The 23,139-nt window shown below is 59.7% G+C and carries 21 protein-coding genes and 1 CRISPR repeat array; of the genes, 18 read left to right on the forward strand and 3 right to left on the reverse strand.

The features are described 5' to 3' along the window. Window positions 1–88 precede the first annotated feature (88 nt). From GG26_RS00440 to GG26_RS00455, 4 genes are all read left to right on the forward strand, one after another. A complete protein-coding gene (locus tag GG26_RS00440; RefSeq protein WP_414388321.1) occupies window positions 89–1,393 on the forward strand; it encodes a CmpA/NrtA family ABC transporter substrate-binding protein in 1,305 nt (434 codons plus the stop codon). Window positions 1,394–1,860: 467 nt separating this feature from the next. Then, the gene (ntrB, locus tag GG26_RS00445) at window positions 1,861–2,688 is read left to right on the forward strand and encodes a nitrate ABC transporter permease (protein WP_099834626.1); all 828 of its coding nucleotides are present in this window, start codon (window positions 1,861–1,863) and stop codon (window positions 2,686–2,688) included. Window positions 2,689–2,847: 159 nt separating this feature from the next. Then, window positions 2,848–4,845: a nitrate ABC transporter ATP-binding protein gene (locus GG26_RS00450; protein WP_414388325.1), complete on the forward strand. Its 1,998-nt coding sequence runs from the start codon at window positions 2,848–2,850 to the stop codon at window positions 4,843–4,845. A 62-nt stretch (window positions 4,846–4,907) separates the two neighbouring features. Next, the gene (locus GG26_RS00455) at window positions 4,908–5,768 is read left to right on the forward strand and encodes an ABC transporter ATP-binding protein (protein WP_414388326.1); all 861 of its coding nucleotides are present in this window, start codon (window positions 4,908–4,910) and stop codon (window positions 5,766–5,768) included. 37 nt (window positions 5,769–5,805) lie between these two features. On the opposite strand, the gene crn3 is transcribed toward GG26_RS00455, so the two are convergent. Then, on the reverse strand, window positions 5,806–6,735 hold the full coding sequence (crn3, locus tag GG26_RS00460) for a CRISPR-associated ring nuclease Crn3/Csx3 (RefSeq protein WP_414388328.1): 930 nt from the start codon (window positions 6,733–6,735) through the stop codon (window positions 5,806–5,808). Between the two features lie 129 nt (window positions 6,736–6,864). Here crn3 and GG26_RS00465 point away from each other — a divergent pair, with 129 nt between their 5' ends. Together GG26_RS00465 and cas1 (GG26_RS00470) are read left to right on the forward strand one after the other, a co-directional pair. After that, window positions 6,865–8,256 (forward strand): TIGR03985 family CRISPR-associated protein, encoded by a 1,392-nt coding sequence (locus tag GG26_RS00465; RefSeq protein WP_168174245.1) that lies wholly within the window; start codon window positions 6,865–6,867, stop codon window positions 8,254–8,256. Next, on the forward strand, window positions 8,253–8,786 hold the full coding sequence (cas1, locus tag GG26_RS00470; protein WP_414388332.1) for a CRISPR-associated endonuclease Cas1: 534 nt from the start codon (window positions 8,253–8,255) through the stop codon (window positions 8,784–8,786). The genes GG26_RS00465 and cas1 (GG26_RS00470) overlap by 4 nt, the downstream gene beginning before the upstream one ends. Here cas1 (GG26_RS00470) and GG26_RS00475 read toward each other — a convergent pair. Next, window positions 8,758–9,951, reverse strand: coding sequence for an RNA-guided endonuclease InsQ/TnpB family protein (locus GG26_RS00475; RefSeq protein WP_414388335.1), 1,194 nt, complete (start codon window positions 9,949–9,951; stop codon window positions 8,758–8,760). The two genes, cas1 (GG26_RS00470) and GG26_RS00475, sit on opposite strands and share 29 nt — an antisense overlap. Window positions 9,952–10,012: 61 nt before the next feature. On the opposite strand from GG26_RS00475, the gene cas1 (GG26_RS00480) reads away from it, so the two are divergent. Continuing rightward, window positions 10,013–10,504, forward strand: a complete 492-nt coding sequence (gene cas1, locus GG26_RS00480) for a CRISPR-associated endonuclease Cas1 (RefSeq protein WP_414388414.1) — start codon at window positions 10,013–10,015, stop codon at window positions 10,502–10,504. After that, the gene (gene cas2, locus GG26_RS00485) at window positions 10,504–10,782 is read left to right on the forward strand and encodes a CRISPR-associated endonuclease Cas2 (protein WP_414331218.1); all 279 of its coding nucleotides are present in this window, start codon (window positions 10,504–10,506) and stop codon (window positions 10,780–10,782) included. The genes cas1 (GG26_RS00480) and cas2 overlap by 1 nt, the downstream gene beginning before the upstream one ends. 274 nt (window positions 10,783–11,056) lie before the next feature. Further along, window positions 11,057–12,246: direct repeats of the CRISPR family, unit length 37 nt; unit sequence GTTGATCCCTACCTTTTCCCCGCAAGGGGACGGAAAC. Window positions 12,247–12,601: 355 nt separating this feature from the next. On the opposite strand, the gene cas6 is transcribed toward cas2, so the two are convergent. Continuing rightward, window positions 12,602–13,753: a CRISPR-associated endoribonuclease Cas6 gene (gene cas6, locus GG26_RS00490; protein WP_414388339.1), complete on the reverse strand. Its 1,152-nt coding sequence runs from the start codon at window positions 13,751–13,753 to the stop codon at window positions 12,602–12,604. A 424-nt stretch (window positions 13,754–14,177) separates the two neighbouring features. On the opposite strand from cas6, the gene cas10 reads away from it, so the two are divergent. The 10 genes from cas10 to GG26_RS00540 are packed head-to-tail and all read left to right on the forward strand — an operon-like array spanning window position 14,178 to window position 23,135. Next, the gene (gene cas10 / locus GG26_RS00495; protein WP_414388342.1) at window positions 14,178–16,487 is read left to right on the forward strand and encodes a type III-B CRISPR-associated protein Cas10/Cmr2; all 2,310 of its coding nucleotides are present in this window, start codon (window positions 14,178–14,180) and stop codon (window positions 16,485–16,487) included. After that, a complete protein-coding gene (locus tag GG26_RS00500) occupies window positions 16,487–17,200 on the forward strand; it encodes an RAMP superfamily CRISPR-associated protein (RefSeq protein ID WP_414388345.1) in 714 nt (237 codons plus the stop codon). The genes cas10 and GG26_RS00500 overlap by 1 nt, the downstream gene beginning before the upstream one ends. After that, window positions 17,200–18,423: a CRISPR-associated RAMP protein Csx10 gene (gene csx10 / locus GG26_RS00505; protein ID WP_414388348.1), complete on the forward strand. Its 1,224-nt coding sequence runs from the start codon at window positions 17,200–17,202 to the stop codon at window positions 18,421–18,423. The genes GG26_RS00500 and csx10 overlap by 1 nt, the downstream gene beginning before the upstream one ends. Then, the gene (locus GG26_RS00510) at window positions 18,420–18,866 is read left to right on the forward strand and encodes a hypothetical protein (protein WP_011429767.1); all 447 of its coding nucleotides are present in this window, start codon (window positions 18,420–18,422) and stop codon (window positions 18,864–18,866) included. The genes csx10 and GG26_RS00510 overlap by 4 nt, the downstream gene beginning before the upstream one ends. A 3-nt stretch (window positions 18,867–18,869) precedes the next feature. Next, the gene (locus tag GG26_RS00515; RefSeq protein ID WP_011429766.1) at window positions 18,870–19,007 is read left to right on the forward strand and encodes a hypothetical protein; all 138 of its coding nucleotides are present in this window, start codon (window positions 18,870–18,872) and stop codon (window positions 19,005–19,007) included. A gap of 7 nt (window positions 19,008–19,014) precedes the next feature. Further along, the gene (gene csx7 / locus GG26_RS00520; protein ID WP_011429765.1) at window positions 19,015–19,857 is read left to right on the forward strand and encodes a CRISPR-associated RAMP protein Csx7; all 843 of its coding nucleotides are present in this window, start codon (window positions 19,015–19,017) and stop codon (window positions 19,855–19,857) included. A gap of 54 nt (window positions 19,858–19,911) precedes the next feature. Next, window positions 19,912–20,892: an RAMP superfamily CRISPR-associated protein gene (locus tag GG26_RS00525; RefSeq protein WP_414388352.1), complete on the forward strand. Its 981-nt coding sequence runs from the start codon at window positions 19,912–19,914 to the stop codon at window positions 20,890–20,892. Next, complete coding sequence (locus GG26_RS00530; RefSeq protein WP_414388355.1) at window positions 20,889–21,365, forward strand: hypothetical protein; 477 nt, start codon at window positions 20,889–20,891, stop codon at window positions 21,363–21,365. Before GG26_RS00525 ends, GG26_RS00530 begins: the two co-directional genes overlap by 4 nt. Beyond that, window positions 21,362–22,408 (forward strand): RAMP superfamily CRISPR-associated protein, encoded by a 1,047-nt coding sequence (locus tag GG26_RS00535; RefSeq protein ID WP_414388358.1) that lies wholly within the window; start codon window positions 21,362–21,364, stop codon window positions 22,406–22,408. The genes GG26_RS00530 and GG26_RS00535 overlap by 4 nt, the downstream gene beginning before the upstream one ends. 10 nt (window positions 22,409–22,418) lie before the next feature. Continuing rightward, the gene (locus GG26_RS00540) at window positions 22,419–23,135 is read left to right on the forward strand and encodes a hypothetical protein (protein WP_414388361.1); all 717 of its coding nucleotides are present in this window, start codon (window positions 22,419–22,421) and stop codon (window positions 23,133–23,135) included. The last annotated feature ends 4 nt before the right edge of the window (window positions 23,136–23,139 follow it).

Here is a 23,139-nt window from a genome sequence, read left to right on the forward strand (position 1 = left end):
GAGATTTCACGAAGGAAATCCGTGGGTCAGGCGACTTGAACTGGAAAGCTTCCTTCTTGCCTTCACATATCCTTTCGATGAGGTGAGCATGACGTCACGTCGTAACTTTTTGCTGTCTGCGGGTGCGGCCACCGTGGGTGGACTCGTGAGTGGCAGCTTAGCACGGGCCAGCACAGGCTACTGGGTTGCCCAGGCCAGCGGCCCAGAAACCCCCAATCTCAGGTTAGGCTTTATACCGATTGTGGAGTCTGCCCCCCTGATCATCGCCAAGGAGAAGGGCTTTTTCGACAAACATGGCATGACCGGTGTAGAGGTGTTGAAGCAGGCCAGTTGGCCGGCAGCCCGGGACAACGTGGTCATCGGCTCAGCGGGTGGGGGAATCGACGGTGGCCAGTGGCAGATGCCGATGCCTCACATGATCCACATTGGCGCCATCACCAACAACCAGCCGGTGCGCATGGCGGTTCTGTGCCAGTTGATCACCCAAGGCAACGGGATTGCCATTGCCGGAATGCACACTGGCAAAGGCTTGGGGCTGGACATCTCTGGAGCCGCAGACTACATCAAAAATTTCAGCGCCAGCAACGGGCGCAAATTCAAGGCTGCCTACACCTTCCCCAACGCCAATCAAGATTTTTGGATCCGCTACTGGCTGGCCGCCGGGGGTGTGGATCCGGATCAAGACATTGAGCTGCTGACGGTGCCCTCTGCCGAGACGGTGCAGGGGATGCGCAACGGCACCATGGATGCTTTTAGCACCGGGGATCCCTGGCCCTACCGGATTGTGGCCGATGGGATCGGCTTTATGGCGGCCCTCACCCAGCAGATCTGGCCTTTTCACCCCGAAGAATACTTGGCCATTCGCGCCGATTGGGTAGAGCAAAACCCCAGGGCCACACAAGCCACTTTGATGGCGGTGATGGAAGCGCAGCAATGGTGCGACGATCCGGCCAACCGTGAAGAGCTGGCGCGCATCCTTTCGGGGCGCGCTTATCTGAATGTGCCGGTCGAGGTTCTCACGCCTCCCTTCCAGGGCAAGTACGAATTGGGAGATGGCAAGCCGGCTGTTCAAGATTTCAACGCCGGGCCTCTGTACTGGGAAGATGGGCGGGGCAGCGTCTCTTATCCCTACAAGAGCCATGACCTGTGGTTCTTGACCGAATCGCTGCGTTGGGGCTTTCACGCTCGCTTCCTTCCCGATCTGGATACTGCCCGTCGTCTGGTGGATGAAGTGAACCGTGAAGATCTCTGGCGTGAGGCCGCCCAGGCACTGGGGGTGAAGAACATCCCCAACAACACCTCGCGGGGAACAGAGCGTTTCTTTGACGGTGTGGTGTTTGACCCCCAGGATCCCCAGGCCTACTTGAACAGCCTGAAAATCAAGAGGGCCTAGTCTCGGCTCAGGTCAACACAGACGTGTTTCTTGTGTAGCAGAAATCCTGCCCATTCGCGGGATCCCATCGAGTTAAAAAAGGCTGGGCCGAGCTTTCTGCTCACATCGGGTTGATAGAGACTGTCAGCCTTGCGCCTTTTGAATGGTTCTGAACACTATGTTGAGGATCGGCCATGTTAGCTCTGCTGCACGTTCCGCGAGAACACTCCAGGGATCCCTGCTTCGAGAGACCAGCCAAGCTTTACTGGGACAGGCTCATCCTTTCAATGGCAATGGGGGCGCTGATTTTGCTGATTGCTGTGAGAGTTTTGTCGAGTTTGCAGTCCCTGTGCTTGCCCGTCCAAGGAAAAGGCAAAGCTGATCCAAGTTCATGCTCTGATTCCAGAACTTTGTAGAACCCCTCAGTCGAGGTGTTTCGAAGGCGCAGAAACAGAGAACTTTGTAAAACTCTATCCTCTCTAGGAGCCATGACGACGACACTTTCTTCTCCGGCAAAGCCCTCGACAACCAAGTTCGACTTTGCCAAGTATCGAGATCAGATCCTCCCTCCCGTGGTTGGCATTGTGGGATTTTTGTTGATTTGGCAACTTTTGTCCGGCGCCAACCTGATTCGGCTGCCGGGGCCCTGGGATGTGTGGATGGATGAGCGCAGCCGCTACCTAATCCTGCATCCTCTGTACCGCAATAGCGACCTCGACCAAGGGCTGCTGCGCCAAACTTTGGCCAGCCTGCAAAGGGTGGTCATCGGCTACTGCAGTGCCGCTTTGGTGGGCATTGCCCTAGGGATCTTGGTGGGCAGCAGCATGTGGATCAACCGCGCTTTGGATCCCATCTTCCAGTTTTTGCGCATGGTGGCTCCCTTGGCTTGGGTGCCCATCTCCTTGGCTGCTTTGCAGCGCAATGAGCCGGCTGCTTTGTTTGTTATTTTCATCACCTCTATCTGGCCCATTTTGATCAACACGGCGGTGGGGGTGAGGCAGATCCCGGAAGACTACATCAACGTTTCTAGAGTGCTGAGGCTTTCTAAAGTTGACTTCTTTTTTAAGGTGCTGCTGCCCTCTGCTTTGCCCTACATGTTCACAGGTTTGCGGGTTGGCATTGGCCTATCCTGGCTGGCGATTATTGCTGCAGAAATTGTCATGTCCGGCGTGCCAGGGATCGGCTTTTTCATCTGGGATGCGTACCAGCAGAACTACGTGACTGAGATCATCGTTGCTGTCATCTACATTGGGGCGGTGGGCTTGCTTTTGGATCGACTGGTGGCTGCCCTGCAAAACAAAATAGCCAATCGCTAGCCTCGTTTGCAGATCTTTTCACTGCATGTCCATCCAATTGAGTTGGGATCCCTCTTACATTGTCTTTGAGTGTTAGCCCCAATCAGCTCTTCAAAAAGAGTAGAACTGAGGTCTGGGATCCGAGTTGCTGAGCAATATCTACAGGTGGGGAGGTCTTCTGTGTCTGTATTGGTCAGTGTAGAGCAAGTGGAAAAAGCGTTTGGTCTGCCTGGAGGCCAAGAATATCTAGCCCTCAAAGGGATCGATCTCCAAATTCACCGCGGGGAGTTTGTCTCCTTAATCGGCCACTCCGGCTGCGGCAAGTCCACCCTACTGAACATGGTGGCGGGGTTGTCTCTGCCTACCGGAGGGATCGTGGCTTTGGATGGACACACCATCACCGTTCCCGGCCCGGATCGCATGGTGGTGTTTCAGCATTACTCGCTTTTGCCTTGGCTAACGGTTCGACAAAACATTGCCCTGGCGGTAGACGCTGTGCTGAAAAACTACTCCCCGGCAGAGCGTCAGCAGATTGTCGAAGAACATATCGATCTGGTCGGCTTGCGGCAGGCGGCGGATAAGTTCCCGGCTCAACTGTCAGGGGGCATGAAGCAGCGGGTAGCCATCGCTCGCGCTTTGGCTGTGAGGCCCAAGGTGTTGTTGTTGGACGAGCCCTTTGGCGCTTTGGATGCCCTCACGCGCGGGAATTTGCAGGAGCAGTTGATGCGCATCTGCGAAGAACACCAGATGACCACCCTCATGGTCACCCACGACGTGGACGAAGCCGTCCTGCTCTCGGATCGGGTGGTGATGCTGACCAACGGGCCGGGATCCCGAATTGGCAACATTTTAACCATCGATATTCCCCGCCCCCGCCGCCGGTTGGAGGTAGTCAATCACCCCAGCTACTACAGCTATCGCAGCGAGATCATCTACTTTTTGAACCAGCAAAAACGGATCAAACAGTGGCGGGCCCGCCGCAGCACCGTGGTGGCCAGGCACGGTTTAGAAAAGATCAACTTGGAGATCGGCTTTGTGCCCCTGACCGCCTGCGCCCCGTTGGCGGTGGCCAAAGAAAAGGGGTTTTTTGCCAAACACGGCCTGGAAGAAGTCAATCTGGTGCGGGAAACCAGTTGGCGAGGGATCCAAGACGGCATCCAGGGAGGTTACTTGGATGCGGCCCAAATGCCCGCCGGCATGCCGGTGTGGATGTCTCTGGGCGGCGGGGACAACCCACCCCAGCCGGTGGTGACTGCCCTCACCTTGACCCGCAACGGCAATGCCATTACCCTGCACAGGCGCTTCTACGAGCAAGGGATCCACACCCTCAGCCAGTTGAAGGCTTACATCCTGGATAGTCCCAGCCGTCGGCTCACCTTTGGGGTGGTGCATCCCAGCTCCATGCACAATTTGCTGTTGCGCTATTGGCTGGCAGCCGGCGGGATCCACCCGGATCACGATGTGGTACTGAAAACGCTGCCCCCGGCTCAGATGGTGGCCAACCTAACAGCCGGCAACATCGATGGCTACTGTGTGGGAGAGCCCTGGAATTTGCGGGCAGCCTTAGAGGGCAGTGGCTTTACGGTGGCTACAGACCTGGAGATTTGGCCGGGCCATCCCGGCAAGGTGTTGGGGGTGCGTGAAGATTGGGCCAGGGCCTATCCCAACACCCACATTGCCTTGGTGAAAGCGCTGCTGGAAGCCTGTCGCTACTGCGAAGATCCGGCCCACCACGACGAGATTCGCGAGCTGCTCAGCCGCCGCGCCTACCTGAGCACCGACCTATCCTACATTCACCTGGGGGATCCCCAGCGCCTGATCTGTGACCTAGACATGCCGATGCGGGAATATGCCCACCATCAGTTCTTTCTGGGAGCCGGCAACCGTCCCAGCCGCACCGAGCATCTGTGGATGATGACGCAAATGGCCCGCTGGGGGGATCTGCCCTTCCCCCGCAACTGGGTGGAGATCGTGGAGCGGGTGTGTCAGGTGGGGGTGTTCAGCACGGCAGCCCGCGAGCTGGGGCTGGATGTGTCTTACCAACGGCAGCCCATTCAATTGTTCGACGGGATCCCTTTCAATGGCGAGGATCCCTTGGCTTACCTCAACAGTTTGGCGATTAAGCACGACATTTACATAGCCGAGGTTGCTTTGGATCGTCGTCCTGTGTTGCTCTAGAGGTTCCCTTTGCAAAAGCACATTCCCAGTTGTGAGAAAACGATGAATTGGAGCACCCTACGATGACTGCCCTCTTGACAACCTCTACCCCAGCGAACGTAGCCGCAGAACCCTACCTAAGCCTTGAGAATGTCAGCAAGACCTACTCAACTCCCAAGGGGGAGTATCCCGTCTTGCGAGATATCAATCTTAGGGTCGATGCAGGAGAATTTGTCTGCATAGTTGGACATTCCGGCTGTGGCAAAACCACGCTGCTGAATATGGTTTCTGGCTTTACCCAGCCCACCAGCGGCTCGGTGAAGCTGAAAGGCCAGCCGATTACAGCTCCTGGCCCAGATCGCATGGTGGTGTTTCAGGGATATGCCTTGTTACCCTGGCTCACGGTCTATGAAAATGTTTACCTGGCCGTCCAGTCGGTCTTCCCTCAAAAGAGCCAGTCGGAAAAGCATCAAATTGTAGAGGAACACCTGAATTTGGTGGGGCTGGGGGAAGCTGCTCAGAAATATCCCTCGCAAATTTCCGGAGGGATGAAACAACGAGTAGCCATTGCTCGTGCGTTGGCCATCCGTCCAGAAGTGCTGATTTTGGATGAACCCTTCGGGGCCTTGGATGCCATTACCAAAGAGGAGCTGCAAGAGGAGCTGTTGCGCATTTGGGATGAACATCGCTGCACGGTTTTGATGATTACCCACGACATTGATGAGGCGCTGTTTTTGGCCGACCGCCTGGTGCTGATCGCGCCAGCGGGACGGAGTCCTTTGACCAATGGCCCTGCAGCCACCATCGGGCAGATCGTGACCATCCCCTTCCCGCGCCCTCGGGATCGCGAGCGGATTCTTGAAGATCCGCAGTACTATCGCCTGCGCAACTCTGTCCTCAGCTACCTCTACGGGCATGAGGCTAACCCTGAAGCGGTTAACTAAAAATCTCATCCGGCACGCCGCCGAAAGCTCCCTGCCATTATCCTGCCGAGCCGACCAAGCCGCGCACCACCCGCACCAGCTCGGCAGGCAGCGGAGAGCCGGGATCCCAGCACAGCTCCAGTTGGTTGGGATCCCTGGGTAGATCTTCCGGGCAGGGGCCGGTGTGCAGGACGGCCACACACCGCAAGTTGCCCCGATCCCGACAAAACTCATGCCAGAGGGGGATGGCCGCCGGATCCTGGCTGACCAAGAGATAATGGGAGCAGGCTTCCAGGATCGGCTGCTTGTGGGGATCCACCTTGCCGCCCACATCCACAATCACCAAACTCTTTTGCCGGCGCAAAGCCAGAATGGCCTGGGCATGGAAGCTGAAAAATTCGGGGGTAAAAGAGCCCCGGTACTGGTGCTTGAGGATCTTCGCCTCTTCTGGTGGCAAGTCTAAAGTCCAATTGCCTTCCCCATCCCAATGGGCCCGTTGCAGATAAATATCGGGATGCTCCGGCAGCAGAGCTTCGAAGAGGGCGCGGGCAAGACGGCTTTTGCCACTGTCGGGGGGGCCCACCACCATCACCGCCGCTGCCAATTCTGTTCGCGTCAGCGGGCCGTAGGCCTTGCCCGGCCTGCCCTGCACCCAGGGAATGATCTCGCCCACCTGCACGTCTGGGCTATGGCTGGAGACCACCACTGCCCCCAAGCGCGGGTCGTAGCAGGCCACCCAGCGGGTAAAGTGGCACTCGTGCACCAACCAGCCGTAGAGCCAGATGGGGGCGCGCCCGCTCAGCACCACTCCCAAGCGGGGGTCGATCCCCCCAGGCAGGCGCAGTTGGGCCAGATCTTCCGGGAAAACCAGCCGATCCGGTCGGGTCAGCTCGATTTCAATCACCTGAAACGGTAGCCCCCCAAGATGGGGTTTCTGCGGCCAATGGGCCAGATAGCCAGACCGCAACTGCAGCGCCACAGCAGACATGGAAATTGGGACAGAAAGACAACAGCCTGGCCCCAGTATGGGGAAGATTGGAAGCAAGATCTTCCAATTGTTGGCAGAGTAGGGGCGAAGGGATCCGACCTTGGTCTGTGCCTTGCCCTGGAGGGGGAGATGAACGGAGGGGAGTTGCCTTTGACGGTGGAGGTGTTGCGCTGGCTGGCAGGCGGGCAGTTGGCAGAGCGCCTGGAGCGGGCGGTGCGTCTCTGGGTGTTGCTCCAGGGTTTGTACAGCGAAAACCGTTGGCCGGATCTGCCAGAGACCTTTGGCTACACCCACATCCGCGATCGCCTCTTCTCGCCCAGCCACCCCCGGCAGGATTTGCCCCATGGGATCTCCTGCCCGGATCCCAGTTGCATTTGCCAGAAGCCTCTGAGCTTTTGGCTGGAGCATCCCGACCTGCTGGCCGCCTTAAAAGCCGAAGTTCCCCATCTGGAGACGCGGCTGGCCAGCCGGCCCTTTTTGAAGACCCACCGCACCCTGCGCAAAGAGCTGGACTACCTGGCCGCTCAGGGCTGGCTGCAGCCAATCGAGGCCAACTCCAGGCGAAGAGATAACTTTCGCTGCCGTGCCGCCGGGGATCGCCCCCCCTTGCCGACGCCCGCCTCGGCCTTGACGTTGTCGGGTAGCCAGCTTGAGCAGATCTACCACGTCCTCAGCGACGTGGCCTTTGTGCATCCCGATGTGCAGGTGTTGCTGGACGATATCTGGGGGGGGCATCAACACTCGCAGCGGCGGCTCTTTGTCTGGTTTGAGTACATCCTCTCCGACGAACAGCAGGAGCGGGTGGACGAATACCAAAACCAGCTAGAGGCTTTCTGGACAAAACCGGCAGCAGGGCTGATCCGCTTTGATTACGAAACTCGCCAGCACGGGATCCAAAAGGTCCTCACCTACCCGGTTTGCCTGTTTTATGCCCGCCGCGCCAAGTACTTGGCCGCCTTCGGCCAGCTCCCGCACGCTGCCAGATCCCTGGGCTGGCACAACTTTCGCCTGGATCGCATTCGCTCGCCTCGCCTGACGGTGGTGCCCTGGTCTGACCCTGCGGTGCCGGCGGAGCTCTTGGCCCGCCAGAGGCAGGGGAATCTGCCCACTCCTGAGGAGGTGCAAGCGGCCTGGGAAGAGGCCTGGGGATCCGATTTCTATCTGCCCAAGGCGCTCTTGATCCTGCGCTTTGCGCCGCAGTTTGCCCGCCGCTACGTGGACAACACAGTACGCCACCCCACCTTCCAGCCCATTGCCTACGAGCGGATCCCGGCTTTGGTGCAACGGGCAGTGGCGGATGCGCGGGAGCGCGAACAGATTTTGAACACTGTCCGGCAAAGACCAGCCAGCGACCGGTACTTCCGCGCCTGGGTACGGGTGGGAGATACCAATTTCACCATGCGCCTGCGGGATTGGCGGCCCAACGGCGAGGTGATCGCTCCCCTGGCCTACCGGGAACAGATGGCTCGGGAAGCCCAGGCAGAGCTGCAGTTTTATCGCCCCGACCTGAAGCTTTCTTGACCTTCCTGCCCATGACCACCCTCTACCTAACCGAGCCGGGGACTGTGGTTCACTGCCAAAACCAAACCCTGCTCATTCGCCGCCGTGGTCAAGAGCAGCTTTGCCGCCTTGCGGAGGTGGAGCTGGTGGTGGTGTTGCCCGGGATCCAATTGACCAGCGCAGCTTTGGCCCAACTGCTGGATCGAGGCATCGAAACCATTTTTTTGCGTGCGGATGGCGGTTTTCGCGGTCGCCTGCAGGGATCCTTCTCCACCAACTCTGAGATCCGTCTGGCCCAGTATCAGCGGGCCTACTCCCCCTGGGGGCTGAGGTGGGCCAAGGTGATTGTGCGCGGCAAGATTCGCAACCAACGGGCAATTCTACAACTGCACAACCGGGCTACCCGCGGCCAAATTGCCCCCTTACAGGAGGGTATTGATGTTATCGCCGCCTACCTGCAACAGTTGGATCGCTCCACCACTCCTCCGGATCGAGAAGCGGTAAACTACCCGGCTCCGACCGCTAAGCGGTACGGAGCGGGCTTTCAGTAGCCCTGAGCCTGCTCTGCTCTACCAGAGAACAAAACAGGCCCGAACCTCTAGGCTGGTTTACGACAGCCCCCAAAAGCGCAATCACATTCGCACCATTCAAATCCGCATCCCCTTCCCATCCACAGTGCCCACACTTGAACGACTTACCACTGCGATAGGATTGCGTAGGGTCGGGATGGATGTGCAAACACCGGTGGCAGGTCTGCGACGTGTAGGCAGGCGGCACAAGAACCAGAGAAACCCCTGCAACCCTCGCCTTGTATTCCAGAAACTGGCCTAGCTGGTAGAACGCCCAACTGTTGGCCCTGCGCCTTTCGGTTTTGCTGCGGGGTTGTTGATTGACTCTTTCCCGGATCCCTGTCAGGTCTTCCAGGGCGATAGCGCTGTTGGTAGCCTTTGCCCTAGAGACAATAGCTTTAGAGATGCGATGATTGACCCACGCCTGAAAGCGCCTCTCCTTGCCAGACAGCCGTTGCAACAGTTCTCTGCATCTGCGCCGCGAACTGCGGGTGCCCTTACTGGCTTTGCGTTGGAGTGCCGCCCTCAGCTTGGAGTAGTGGTCTCGGACTTTGTTCAACTGCTGTCCATTCCAGTTATCCCCTTCTGACGTATGGGCAATATCCGTCCTGCCCAAATCCACGCCTAGCACTCTATCCGTGCGTTGCGGTGGGCACGGTTCCGTTTCCACACAGATTTGAATGGAGTAGGAGCCGTCTTTGCGCTTGACCAGAGTGGCAGATTTGGGATTGGAGCCCGCCAGCCGTTCTCTCTGGTAGCGGCCAATCGCCAGCTCAAAGCGCTCTCGACCCTCCACCGTGGTCAGCGACACCGTCCAGTCTTTCTCGCGAAACGAAAAGATACGGGCATCGTAGGTCGCAAAGCCTCTCTTGAACGCTTTGACCGGACGGTTTTTCTGTTGGGCAACTTTACGGGCGCCGGCCAGCCGTCTGCAGACCTGCTGAGCCAAGTTACTGGATAAGCCGAACCGGGCACGGATTTCGCGGTAGCACAGAGACTGGAGCTTAACGGCGTTGGCGATTTTCTCCGGCGTGTTCTGGTTGACCCAATTCAAGGCTTGGCCAAAAGCCTCCAAAGTCGCGTCTAATTTGGCGGCTTGCGACTGGGACGCCTTGAGCTTGCAGGAGACGGTCAGGACTTGGGTCATGGTTCTATCATAACTTCCGCATTCCTCCCGACACTGACCCTACGGGTACAGTGCGGGGCTCCTGCGATTTCTAGCTGAGTGGAACTTCACTGGCCGCAACCGACAGCCGCCGCTCGACCCGATCAACGCTCTGCTCAGTTGGGGCTACGGGGTGCTGCTGGCCCGCGTGTTCTCGGCGGCCGTGATGGCCGGCTTGGATCCCTACCTGGGCTTTTTCCACGCCAATTTGCCCTATCGCCCCAACCTGGTGCTGGATTTGATGGAAGAGTTTCGGCCCTTGGTGGTGGATTGGGCCGTGCTCCAACTCATCAAGGCCGGCTTGCTCACCCCGGAAGACTTTGAGCCGTCGCCGGATGGAACAGGCGTATGGCTGGGATCCCTGGCCAAAAAGTTGTTTTTGGGTGAGCTGGAGCGCCGCTTCCGCGAGCCGTTGCTCTATCCTCCCCAGTCGCGTCGCCTGGCTCTGAGCCAAATCGTGCTGGAGCAAGCCCGCTGGCTGGGCCGTTGCCTGGTGAGCGGCAACCTGGAGTACGAAGCAATGGAGCTGCGCTGATGCTGTGGTTGGTTTGCTACGACGTGGTGGACGATAAGCGGCGACAACAGTTGGCCAAGCAGTTGGAACAGTGTTGCCAGCGGGTGCAATACTCCGTGTTCGAATGCCCACTGGACACTGCAGAGTTGGAAAACAAGCTGGAACAGTCGTGGTTGCCCCTGCTGAATCTCAAGGAAGACAGTCTGCGGGCCTACCCTTTGGATGCCGCGGCCAAGAAGCAGGCCAAAGTCTTCGGGGGGCCTCCCCCCTATGAGCCGCCGGACTACCTGATCTTCTGAGGCTCTCCACCGGGCCGAAATTGTAAAGTTTTGTGCGCGATCTGTCGGGGCGAGCCATCACCAGCCTGACTCTGCCGGCACAAGATTTTAAGGGAAACTTTAGATCTTTTGCCCCGATTGGCCCAAAAACGTGACATAATGGCCGTAGCAAGCTCAATTTCCCCGCTTGCGCTTGGCCGCGAGGACAATGTTAATATCTGTGTCGAGGAATCTCCGTACTCCCTCGCGAACGCACCTTGAAAACCTCATGAATTCAGGCTTTTCCGAGGGTAGGGTTGATCCCTACCTTTTCCCCGCAAGGGGACGGAAACTTGCAGATGAGAACTTCGATGTCTTGATAGACAACTACGTTGATCCCTACCTTTTCCCCGCAAGGGGACGGAAACGAAGTACATACTTGGCTCGAAAAATAACATAGCTGTTGATCCCTACCTTTTCCCCGCAAGGGGACGGAAACGGGCAGTCTAGCTGGTGCTCCCAGGACTTGCAAGTCCCCTTCGGTTGATCCCTACCTTTTCCCCGCAAGGGGACGGAAACCTCCGAACCTTGTCACCCTCTCGCCGGTTGAGCAAGTATTTAGCGTTGATCCCTACCTTTTCCCCGCAAGGGGACGGAAACTTCCAATGCTTGTTGCTGTTTGTTCTGGCGTAGAGTCTTGTTGATCCCTACCTTTTCCCCGCAAGGGGACGGAAACCGAGCTTTGTCGTGTGGAAACTCTCTCCAAAGATCCAGGTTGATCCCTACCTTTTCCCCGCAAGGGGACGGAAACAATCTGCCCCAAGTATACGGACAGCCTCCCAGTCGTCCACAGCGTTGATCCCTACCTTTTCCCCGCAAGGGGACGGAAACTCGATGACACATGATGGGTTGATCGTGCAGTCACGGATGTGTTGATCCCTACCTTTTCCCCGCAAGGGGACGGAAACTACCAGTCTGGATCTGGTACATAGAACGAGACGCTGATGAAGTTGATCCCTACCTTTTCCCCGCAAGGGGACGGAAACAACCTCCGCCCTTGGGGACTGTAACTGGCCTTACAGTTGATCCCTACCTTTTCCCCGCAAGGGGACGGAAACGAGCAAATGGGGTCGTCCACTTGCTCCCAGTCAATAGGAGCAGTTGATCCCTACCTTTTCCCCGCAAGGGGACGGAAACGCTGGGCGGTTCCGGGTAACCGGAGTCACCGAAGGAAAGTTGATCCCTACCTTTTCCCCGCAAGGGGACGGAAACCGCTCGGAGTCGACCTCCACATTGGTTAGAGAGTGTAGAAGTTGATCCCTACCTTTTCCCCGCAAGGGGACGGAAACTCCCCATCGAAATCACCGCCCATCTGGAGGACATCCATCGGGTGTTGATCCCTACCTTTTCCCCGCAAGGGGACGGAAACTGTTATTAATCCAGCCTCGGAAGCAAAGGCGAGGGCAATCGTTGATCCCTACCTTTTCCCCGCAAGGGGACGGAAACTAGAGAGAAGCGAGTAATGAGCAAAGAGAAGTGAGGTTGATCTCTACCTTCTCCCTGCAAGAGCATGCCTCTAACCCCCAAAACCCTGAACTTTGCTGAATTTACTGAGCTTTAGGCGGTTTGGCAAAAGTCATTGAGAGGGATATAGTAGACCAAGTTTCCCCCTGATCCTTGAGTCCACCGCAACGGTTGCCGGGAAGTGAAGGGGGAAAGCGCTCGGGGGGTATTCCTCAGGGCTTTGCGGGATACCGCCTTCCTGCTCAGAGATAGGCAGGATGCGATCGCTTCTTTCCTGAACCATGTTCAGGAGAGTTCAGCGTGAATGTATCAGGCTCAACAAAGTACCTCAAGTCATCTAGGGAAGACTGCTCGACGAGTAGTCCTGGGATCCAGACTGGAGAGAGCGGCGGGCCAGCTTGGCATAGGTCTTCACCGTCTCGTAGGGCATCTCCAAATCAGCGGCGATCTGTTGTAAGCTCTCTCCACCTTCGCGGCGGGCCAGGATCGTCGCCCACAGTTGGGCAGTTTTTTCGGCGCGGGATCCCCCTTGTCGTTGCCGCTGGCTGAGAAAGAGGGCGCTCAGCTCCTCGATGCGCCGGGCCAGTTGCTCTTCCCGGCAAAGGACGGGGGTGGCGGGCAGCTCTTCGGCCAGCCAACCCAGGCGGGTTTGCCCTAGCCCAAAGGGGGTTTTGTGGCCGGTGCCGCAGTAGGGGGCGAAGTGGATCAGGGCCTGGAGCTGCTGCTGCAACAGTTCAGACGCGCGGGTGGAGACCGCCAACTGTACACAGCCAACGAAGCCCGTCACGGATCCCTGGCGGCCGGCGGTGGTTTTGACCGATTCCAGCCGGTGCCGCTGGATGACCACTTCCCCATCCACCCAATCCAGAAAAGGTTCTACCTCGATGGGCAGGCCGGAAAAATCGTTCCAACGGCGCAAATAGCTGTGGAACAGGTTGCGAGGCACCGGCAGCGGCAAATGGTGGCCGCGGTGGCGAAAGCTGGTGGGCGAGATGAAAGAGAGGCTCCAGGAGCGACGGACAAGGGGCTGCTCCAGCAGTTGACGATAGGTGCGCGGGGGGGCTGAGACCTTCCATCCCAGAATCTGCAGCGGGGATCCGCGCAACTCCAGCCAGGGGGGCAGCCGTCGGCACCATTCCCGCAGCCACTCCACCACTTGGGGGTTGAGGGCGGTGATCGACCAGCGGAAGGGGATCTGGGGCGGGATCAGCAGTCGCCCCCCCTGCTCGCGGAAGGGCCCCATCAGCCGGGAGAGGGTAAAGGGTTTTTCCGATTCTCCGTCGTGCAAATAGGCAGATAGCTGCGGATCCATCTGCTGCACCTCGCCCAAAAACCAGGCGTGCAGCCCCTTAGCATAGTGGGGATCCAACAGGTAGGGCTGAGGGGCCTGCACTTCCAGGGCGATCCCCACCAGCTCGGATCCCGCCGGCCACTTGCTGTTTTCTGCTCCGGCGACGGGTGGCTCTGAAAAACTCAACTTGGTCAGCATAGGCCCATCCCATTTCTGCTCATCCCCAGTCAATAGCAGCCCCTATCCAAAATCAACCTAGAGCCACTTTTCCTTTGAGAGGATTTGAGAAGGGATCCCTTCCAATTTGCTTTACCTTTAAATCGCTGGCTGGGCCAACCGAAAAAAGTCTTGAATCTGTTGGCAATGAATCCAAATCGGCCTATACTGTCTCCCAGTCTGGAACTGCAAAATGCAACCATCAGTCACTGCCATGGCCTCTCTCTGTCGGCTGCGATTCTCTGCCCGCGTGGCTGCTATTGCCGACGCCGTCTTTTTGAAGCGCCTTTGGTTTTGATGAAGGATTTGTGAAGTTCAAGGATCGCTCCAGTCAAAAGTCAGGGCCGGATTTGCCCGCCAGCACAGCAGGTGCGTTCTATATCTTCTTTTTTGCCAGGTGTTGCCCATGACCGCTACCTCCTCTGCCTCCCCCGTGCCCATCGCCTTGGCCTGGTGCCTGGCCTGGGGAGAAGGGCGGGATCCCCAATTTCCCTTGCCGATTCTGCAGCAGATGTGCGCAGCCATCCGCACCGACGACGCAGCCGGGATCCCGGAGGCGCTGCAGCCCCTCTGGGCGCAGGTGCGCCAATTTCAGGAGAGCGTGGCGGCCACAACCTTTCCCAAAACCTTGGCAGAGTTGCAATCGCGCTATCCGGAGCTGTGGCGGCAGACCAGCCGCATCGGCTTGGTTTACGGGGGGGCTACCAAGATCAAGGGCTACGTCTTCGAGTCCGCCAAACTGCCGGAAATTCGCGGCGCCTCGGCCCTGTTGGATCGCATTAACCTGGTGGATCTGCCCGCCTTTTTTGGGGATCCCGAGCAAACCTACTTGGGGTGGAAAGCCTTGGGGAAGGAGTCTCAAGCAGAGCTGGAGGCCTACGTGAACCGGCGGGTTCGGCCCTGGCTGCAGCAGCACTACCCGGCTTTGGCGCAGGCTCTCATTCCGGAGCTCCTCATCTACTCCACCGGCGGCAACCTCTTGGCCTTCTGTCCGGCGGCCTATGTGGACGACCTCTGCGAGGCCATCGAGCGCCGCTACACCGAAGAAACCCTCACCGCCAACGCCTGTGCCGTGGGATCCGCCTTTCGGCTGCTGGAGCTGCGCTACGGCCTGCTGCGGGATCCCATCGAGCGCACCCCCTGGCTGGACTGGCTGGCCCAACACCAGGCCCACCCTCTGGTGAGGGCCTACTTTGGAGATTGCAGCGAAGCCAGCTTCCAGGCCCGCAAAAGTTTCAACGAGCTGGTGGGCCACCTGGCTGCCCGCTTCCAGCACCGCCGCAACGGCAATCCGGATCCCGGTCGTCCCAGCCGCGCCCATCCCGCCTGTTTTGAAACCCACCCCTACCTGCGCCGCGACAGCACCGACCGCCGCCCGGCCCTGGCCAAAGCCGACCTGCCAGGTCAGCCCTGGCTATCGGAGGCCACAGCCCGCAAAGCGCTGGTGGGCCGCCAGGTCAAGCGCCTGGAGACAGGCCAGCAGGGGTGGTTCCGCAAATTCCCCGCCTGGGATCCCGGCTTTGTGGAAAGCTGGGTAACGCGATTTGCCCGCTTCCTCGACTCTCCCGCCGGCGAGCCCTACCGGGAGCGCTATTTGCAGCCCTGCGCGGGATCCGGCCAGGGGATCGGCGAGGCGCAATCGCTGCGGGAAGTGGCCAACGCCAGCCTGGGCAGCCAGGGCTTTGTGGCTTACCTTTACGCCGATGGCAACGACATGGGGGGCTATGTGCAGCAGATCCAAACCCCAGAAGCCTACCGACAATTTAGCCGGGATGTTTCCGAGGCAACGGAAAAAGCCGTTTACCACGCCCTCGCCCAGCACCTGCAGGCGCACCGGCTGCGGGGCCTGCCGCCGGATCCGGAAAGCGGCAGAGACCGCAACGGCGAGTGGATCCACCCCTTCGAGATCCTGACCATCGGCGGGGACGATGTGCTGATGGTGGTGCCAGCCCACAAGGCCCTGGACATTGCCGCCACCTTTTGTGAGCAGTTCGAGCAGATCCTGCTGGCCAAATCGGCCACCTACGCCGCCCGCTCCCTCGGCCAGGTGCCGCACCGCTACCCGGCCGACAGCCCAGACCAGCTCTGTCGGCTCTCCACCTCGGCAGGCGTGCTGTTTGCCTCGGAAGACACCCCCATCTACTATGCCGAAAGGCTGACCGAACAACTGTTGAAATCTGCCAAAAGCCGCGCCAAAAAGCTGAAGCCCCGCGATCAAGACTTTTCGGTGGCCACCATCGACTTTCTCTCTTTGAAATCGGTGACTTTGATCGCCTCCAGCATCCAGGATTTTCGCCAGCAGGCCCTGGAGAATCGCCAGAACGGCCACCTCCTCAAGCTCTACGCCGGCCCCTACACCGTCCCGGAGATCCGTGGGCTGCTGAGAACGGTGCAAGCTTTGCAGGCGGCGGATTTTCCCCGCTCCCAGCTCTACCAAATCCGCGGCTTTTTGGAAAAAGGCAAGCGCACCGCCACCCTCAACTACCTCTACTTCCGCACCCGGCTGGGCCAAAAAGGGCAGCCGCTGATCGAGGCCTTTGAACGCACCTGGTGCAAGGCCAAAACCAACGACGGCCACCTTCCCCCCTGGATGTACGTGGCGGCGGAGGGGGAACCCACCTACGAGACCATCTGGCGGGATCTGGTGGATCTGTACGCTTTTGTCCAAAAACAGCCCCAGGCCGAGGGCCGGCCCGTTCCTGTGGAGGTGAAGTGATGGTTCGGCTGGCAGAGCTGCCCCAAACGAGCACCTCTATCCCTTTGAAGGCCACCCTCGCCTCGGCTCTGGCGGTGGGATCCGGCGGCTCCAGCGGCTCCCTGGCGGACAAGCCCCTGCTCAAGGATGCCTACGGCAGGCTGCTCATCCCCGGCTCCCAGTTGAAGGGAAGGCTGCGCCACGAGTGCGAAAAGCTGGCCCGCGGCCTCGGCTGGGCCATTTGCCGCTCCCCCGACCCGGAGCGCATGTGTCCCAAGCGGGAGGGGATCGACGGCCACTTCGACCGCCCCGAATACCAGGTCGAGGGCTACGCCGGATCCCATTGCCTGGTCTGCCAGATCTTCGGCAATCCGGCCCTGCCTTCCCGCCTGTGGGTGGCGGATCTCGTCTGTGAGGTGCCGCCGGCAGCGCTGGAAGCGACCCTCCGCCCAGGAGTCACCCTCAACCGCCGCCGCCGCACCGCCGAGGATCAGCGGCTCTACCTCATCGAGACCTCTCCCGCGGCTGAGCTGACTTTTTCCGGATCCCTGCAGCTTTTGCCCGACTGCCCTCCCTGGGGCAAGGCCCTGCTGCGGGTGGCCCTGCACCACATTGGGGCGCTGGGAGGCAGCAAATCTGCAGGCTTGGGTTGGTTGCAATGGGATCCCCAGTCTCTAGCTGCCCTGCAGCCGAATGACGCAGATTGGGCCTTTTTGGCCGGAGGAGGGAGCTGATGGAGGCCATTGAACTCACGCTCACTGCCGAGTCTCCCCTGGCCATCGGTCGGCAAAAGCCGGGCGGCTCCATCAGCGAGGCCCAGGACTTCATTCCCGGCAGCGTGATCCGGGGGGCCTTGGCCGACCTCCTGCTCCGCCAAAGCCGGCACCGCCCCGGCGAGGCCCTGACAGGAGATCTGGCCGCCCTGTTCACGGAGGCCCGTGCGGCGGTGTTTACCCACGCCTATCCGGGATCCGGCAGTAAGGTCTTGCCGGCCACGGCCTTCAGCTCCAAAAACAACCCCGGCTTCCGCTCAGAGGCGGGCAAAACGGGGGTGTTCGACACACTGCTGGATCGCTTCTGCTCGCAGCGGCTGGGGATCCCCTTTGATCCGGCAGAGCCGGATGGCTCCGGGGGCAGGGTGGAGCCCTTCGGCGGCTTTTACAGCCAGGAGGAGGGATCCCGCTACCGAAGGGTGGCCGTGTCCAAGCGCCTGCTCACGCGGGTGGGGATCAACCGCCGCCGCGCCACCGCCGCCGACCAGATCCTCTACAGCCTGGAGGTGATCAACGAGGGCCGGGCCGGGCGAGATGGGAGCTTGCAGCCTTCCCTCTTCAGCGGCCACATCTATCTGCAGGATCGCGAGCTGGCGGCAGCCCTCGCCGGCTACCTCAACACCCACGCCCGCCGCTTGTCCTTGGGAGGGGGGGTGTCGCGGGGGCTGGGCCGGGTCAGCCTTGCCGCTCGACACCTGAGGGCCCCGAAGCCCTCCCTGGCTGAGCGGGTGGCAGCCTTTAACCAAAAGCTGCGGCAGCGCTGGCAACAATGGCAGGTGTTTGGGGATCCCTGGCAGCCCTTGCCGCCGGAGCGGCAGTACTTCTCCATCGGGCTGCAGTCGGGGGCCATCCTCAAGGAGCGCTGGCAACGCACCACGGTGCTCACGCCGCCGATGCTCCAGGAGGAGGCCAACTGCGAGGACGGATCCCTGGTCTTGGAGCTGGCCTGTAGCAGCTACGCCTATGTTTCCGGCTGGAACGCCGCCTGGGGGCTTTTTAAAGATGTAGAGCTGGTTACAACCCAGGGCAGCGTCTTCCTGCTGAGCACCACGCAAATGGAGCGCTGGATCCCGATTTTGGCGGAGATGGAATACTGGGGCATCGGCGAGCGAACCGCGGAGGGATTTGGCCAAATTGAGGTCTGTAGTCTGTTCCATCATCATTTCTGGGAGAACCCGCTATGACCTTCGCCACCAGCGAGAGCAAACTGGAGCAAAAACAGGAACTTGAGATCCAGCGGCACATTCGGCTGGCCGAAGATGAGCTGGTTGCCAGAATCCAAACCGCCTTGGATAACTTTAAAGGTCTGAGCAAATTGGAAGAGGCCCAGTACCGCAACTTGTTGCATGTGGCAGCTTCCACCGAAAGCTCAGAGGTAATCAAGAACTTCTTGCGCTACCAGATGGGGCGAGATGAAAAGTGGGGTCGGGGCAAGAACTCCTTGGCAGAAGCCATCATCCAAGACATCGACAACTGGATCCATCAAAAGGCCCTCGCCATTGCCCAAAAGGCCGGCGTTGAAGAAAGATCCCCCAAAGTCAACGAGATCAAAATTGACTTGATCCGGCGTTACCTGGGCTATGGGGCGCGCTATCTCAAGTACAAGCGAGAAGGGGGAGGATCTTAAAGCATGACCAGTTGTGCCCTTGAGGGTGTCGTCTCGACCTTCCGGCTCAGCCAGTTGAAAATCATCCCCATCCTGTTTGCCGAAGCCGTAGTGGATGGAGGATATCTGTGGAGCGTTAACTTCAACCTTAACCTGATTTGAGGGAACGATGTTCGACGTTTTCAAAAACCGCTTGGAAATCACCGGCACGCTCACCACCGTGACCGCTCTGCACATCGGGGTGGGCCGCTCCACCGAGCCCATCGGCTCCGATTTGCCGGTTCTCAAGGACGCGCTGGGCCGCCCGCTCATCCCTGGTTCCAGCCTCAAGGGGGCGCTGCGCTCCCGCCTGGAGAGTTTTTTGCGCGGCATCGATCCGGCGCTGGCCAGGGATCCCAGCGAGTTGACCGGCAGCGAGCAAGTCCGGGTGGTCAACCAAATTAAGAACACCTACAAAGACGACGACGCAACCCTGACGCAAAAGCTGATCGAGGCCACCGACTGGGTCTCGCAGGTGTTTGGATCCCCTTGGCTGGCGGGCAAGGTGCAGATTCGCGATTTGCCCGTGGTGCGGGAAGCCTGGTTTGGCCAATACCAAGAGCGGGATGGTGTGGCCATCGATCGGGATACGGAGACGGCGGCAGAGGGCAAGCTCTACGACTTTCAAGTGGTGCCGGCCAACACCCCCTTTCAGTTCCACGCCGTTGTCGAAAATGCCGAAGCATGGGAGCTGGGCCTGCTGGCCATCGGCTTGCACCAATTGGAAACGGAGCAGATCCCCTTGGGAGGGGGGCGCTCCCGCGGCTTGGGGGTCGTCCGCCTGGAGATCGGGGCGGTCTATTGGTTTGACTCAGAAGGGGATCCGCGGCGGCTGCTGACCTATCTGCAAGAGCTGGTGGCCGGATCCCGGCAACCCCTTAGCCCGGAAGAGGCTGCCGCCTTGCGCCAAGACTGGGTGGAAGCCCTGGTTGCCAAACTAACCGCTGTCGCTCCCGTCGGCCCCCGCAGCTAGCGCAAGGGTTGGGCGAAAACCCTCTTGTTCCTCTTCAGTGAAGGATCCCAGGCCATGCACAAGCGCTACGTTAACCACTGCACCCTCTGCCTCACCCTCAAGCCAGATGGCCCTGTGCTCATCAAAGCTGGCAAACAAGGGGCAGATCCGACAAAGCCCGACATGGAGTTTGTGGAAACCTATCGCGGCGGCGGGCGGACAGTCTATTTTCCCGGCAGCTCCCTCAAAGGGGCCATTCGCGCCCACGCGGAGCGCATCGTCCGAACGGTGGGCGGCGACAGACGGCCTGAGGGGAACAAGTTGCAACTCTGGGCCAGCGATCCCCTCGACCAAAAGGCCAACCAGTGGCTGGAAAAAATTGCAGAGCCCCACCAGGTTTACGCCCTTTCTTCCTTTACGGATCAGATGTTCGGCAACACAGCCATCGCCAGCCGGCTGCGCATCGAAGATGCCTATCCCAAGCCGGGAACCCCTCTGCGCCTGGAGGAACGTAATGGGGTGGCCATCGACCGCGTCTTCGGCTCAGTGGCGGTGGGGCTGGGGCCGTTCAGCTATCAAGTGTGCGTAGAGGGATCCTTTCAAACCAAGATCCACCTGAAAAACTTTACCCTGGCCCAACTGGGCCTGCTGGGGCTGGTGCTGCGGGATCTGGACGAAGGATGGTTTGGTATTGGCTTTGCCAAATCCCGCGGCATGGGCCGCGTTCGGGTGGAGTACGAGTGGGCGACGGTGGACTACCCGGGCTGCCTGGTGGAGGAGGGGAGCCAGGAGCTACGGCTGCTGGGATCCCAGCTTGCCTGGCCAAGGGGATCCCTGCTGGGGGCGAGCGAGTTTCTCAGTCCAGAAGAGGCGGGCAAATACGGCTTTGCCAAACCCGATCGCCAGTTAGTGCCGGTGGGGGCGGAGCCGATGCCCTTGGGCTTTGGGGCGCGGCTGACCTGGGAGCAAAGGTCTGAGGCCAAGGTGGAGCACCTGCTGGCCGCCGCCGTTAAAAGTTGGGCCCAGCTCTTGCAAACGGAGACCAAAGCGGTATGAAACCAGCCTACGTAGCCTCCCACAAGGTTCCGGATCTGGCCGCCGGCGACAGCGGGACGGCGTCCTTGTTGTTCCAAGTTCTCTCGGCCTGTTTTGCCCCTGCCGAGGAAACCTACACCTTTTTGCGCTGGCCCCACCGCGTCAGCGGCATTCAGGCGGGGATCCCACCAGATCTGGTCTGTCAAGAGGGGCAGGTTTTCTGCCAACAACGGGAGTTGCGCTGGAAAAGCACCCCCCGCGGCTGGGATCTGCTGTATCTGGGGATCCAACCTCCTCCCGACTTCTTTGTGCCGCTGGCCGGGGAGTGGCAGTGGGAGGATCGCGAGGCCGACCTGTACGGATCCCAAAGCCTGGAAACCCGCTTTCCCCAAGGTCTTAGCTATCCGAGGCATCTCAAGCTGGGCCAGCGCTACTTTCGCGATGGACGCACCGCCCGCGTTCACTTTGTTGCTCTCATCCCGAGGTCAAGATGACTCCCCAAGGCCCCCGACCCTTGCCCGCCGGCAACCCAGCTCGGGGCAGAGGTGAGCCAGCCGTCGCTCGCAAACCCTACGAGCTGATCCCCTTTCCCCAACAGCCTCCCAAGCTGGAGCATCCCGCCGGCCACGCCAAGTTCCATCCCGACAAGTTGCACGGCACCCTCTTTCTCACCCTGACGGTGCAGACCGCCCTCCACATTTCCACCGGCCACCTGGCCTTGGGCAGCGACGTCGGCGTCAACGGGATCCCGGTGCTCAAAACCATGACCACCACCCCCGACGGGCGGCTCAAGATCCAGGGCAGCTCCCTCAAGGGGGCCATCCGGGCCATGTACGAGGCGATCACCAACAGCACCCTGGCGGTGATGATGAGCCAGTACCGAAATCGGATCCCCCCAGAGCGGCACCCCTGCCGCAACAAAGAGCAGCTTTGTCCGGCCAGCCGCGTTTTTGGTGCTCTCAACTGGCAGGGATTGGTGGAGTTCAGGGATGCCATTGCCACCGGCACCGGATCGGGTGGCGGATCCCTGCCCCCGCTGTACCGTCCCCGACCCGACCAGCGCAGAGCCTACTTTGAAAACGGCAAGGCGGTTGGGCGCAAGTTTTATTACACGCACCGCAGGGCTTTGCAGGGCCATCAAAAGGGGACACCCACCCAGCAGGCGGCGCAAAATACGGTTTTCAAAACCCAGATCCACTTCAAAAACCTCACCCCTGCCGAGCTGGGCACCTTGTTCACGGTTTTGGGTCAGGATCCCGCGCATCCGCTGCTGCTGAAGGTGGGGGGCGGCAAGCCTGTAGGACTGGGATCCCTGCAGGTCACCCTGGACAAGATCGAGCAGCCCCGCAACCTGAAAGAGCGCTATAGCCGCTACGATCCCCCACAAGCCGATACCCTAGAAGGAGAAGCCCTCAAAGCCTTTGTGCAAAAGCAGATCCAAGCTGCCCAGGGCTACATCCTGCCCGATCAGCTTCGGCAGTTGGCCGCCATCCTGAGCCCCACCCATCTGCGCGAACCGCCCACCACCGCCTACTGAGGGTGCTCCGATGCTGTCAGACCCCGTCGATCTCAGCCCCCAATCTTGGGATCTCGCCCACGGCATCGCCATGACTTTGGCGAAGGAAGAGGTGGATGTCAACGAATTGAGCAAGTGCTTCGCCTACCTCCGCTCGGTGGTCCATCTCCCCGACGCGGGATCCCGTTTCTTCCGATTCACCGGCGAGCTGGTGCGAGAAACTGGCCTCCACCGCAGCAACGAAACCCCACGCTACTACCGGCTCATCGACCAAACCTGTAAAAAGTACTTGCAATCTCTGCAGGATAGGCCGGCTGAGATGCTGCAGATCCTGGGCTGGGCCGCCCGCCTGGCCCGCTACTACAAAGATGGGGGAGTGCCGATCGGCGAGATCCCGTCCCCTCCCGATCCCAATGGCGGTCGTCCGACCCATTCCCGCGGCGGCGAGGCCAAGCCCCAGCCAGAGGCACTGCGGCCCAAAGAGCAACCTGAACAAAAGCAGGCTCAGCCCCAAGTTGAAAATGCAGCAGCTTCTACCAAGGCCCGCTTCAAAATTGGGCAACACCTCAAGGCCAGCATCACGAATATCAAGGGCAACGAAGTTACCTTCCAAATCGTGAATACGAATATCAAGCTCACCCAAAAAGAGCCGAAACGGGCCGGATCCCTGACGGTGGGGCAAGAAGTGGAGGTAGAGGTACTCGACTTAAGGGAAGATGGCAGAGTTCGCAGAGTAAGGCTGCTCTGATTGC

It is taken from the genome of Synechococcus sp. 'PEA 65AY6A-5F PE A' (assembly GCF_047462575.1).
Taxonomy (GTDB): domain Bacteria; phylum Cyanobacteriota; class Cyanobacteriia; order Thermostichales; family Thermostichaceae; genus Thermostichus.